This is a genomic window from Variovorax glucosi, from assembly GCF_051216695.1.
GTDB lineage: Bacteria > Pseudomonadota > Gammaproteobacteria > Burkholderiales > Burkholderiaceae_C > Variovorax.
Window position 1 is genome coordinate 1 of sequence record NZ_JBPJZE010000265.1, and the last position, 1,153, is coordinate 1,153.

Here is a 1,153-nt window from a genome sequence, read left to right on the forward strand (position 1 = left end):
GGCCTACTACACCAAGGACCGTGTCGATGCAGTGCTGTCGCCGTACGACGGCCTCTCTATCGGCATTTTGTCGTCGCTTAAGGGCGTGGGCTACGGCTCGGGCTCGCAGCCGATGCCCATCGTGTCGGGTCAGGACGCCGAGGTGCCTTCGGTGAAGTCGATCCTGCGCAAGGAGCAGACATCGACCGTGTTCAAGGACACGCGCGAGCTGGCCAAGGTTACGGTGGCCATGGTCGACGCCATGCTCTCGGGCAAGACGCCCGAGGTGAACGACACCAAGACCTACAACAACGGCATCAAGGTCGTGCCCTCGTACCTGCTGAAGCCGGTGAGCGTGGATGCGTCGAACTGGAAGACGGTGCTGGTCGACAGCGGCTACTACAAGGAAAGCCAGATCAAGTGAGCATTGACGGCCGTACTGCCGATGCCGCCGCCATCCTCGAGATGCGCGGCATCACCAAGACGTTCCCTGGCGTGAAGGCGCTGAGCAACGTCAACCTCAGCGTGCGCGCGGGGGAGATCCACGCGGTGGTCGGCGAGAACGGCGCGGGCAAGTCGACGCTCATGAAGGTGCTGAGCGGCGTCTACCCGTGCGACTCGTACACCGGCGAGATCCATTTCGAGGGCGAGCTGCGCCGCTTCCGGGGCATTGCCGACAGCGAGAAGCTGGGCATCATCATCATCCACCAGGAGCTTGCGCTGGTGCCGCTGCTGTCCATTGCCGAGAACATATTCCTCGGCAACGAGATTGCCAGCGGCGGCGTGATCGACTGGTTTGCCGCCTATGCGAAGACGCGCGAGCTGCTCGCCAAGGTGGGCCTGAAGGAGCCGCCGACCACGCTGGTGACCGACCTGGGCGTGGGCAAGCAGCAGCTGGTGGAAATCGCCAAGGCGCTGGCCAAGGAGGTGAAGCTGCTGATCCTCGACGAGCCCACCGCCAGCCTGAACGAGAACGACAGCGATGCGCTGCTGATGCTTCTGCTGGAGCTCAAGCGCCAGGGCATCGCGTCGATCCTGATCTCACACAAGCTCAACGAGATCGCCAAGGTGGCGGATTCCATCACCGTGCTACGCGACGGCGCAACGGTCGAAACCATGGACTGCCGCAATCAGCCGATCAGCGAAGACCGCATCATTCGCGGCATGGTCGGGC

At 63.2% G+C, this 1,153-nt stretch carries 2 protein-coding genes; both read left to right on the forward strand.

Annotated elements, in window-relative coordinates:
* Positions 1-403: substrate-binding domain-containing protein (locus ACSFA3_RS24835; RefSeq protein WP_435508022.1), on the forward strand; the 403-nt coding region annotated here is incomplete at its 5' end.
* 41 nt (positions 404-444) lie between these two features.
* On the forward strand, positions 445-1,153 hold a 709-nt coding region (locus tag ACSFA3_RS24840), incomplete at its 3' end, for an ATP-binding cassette domain-containing protein (protein WP_435508023.1).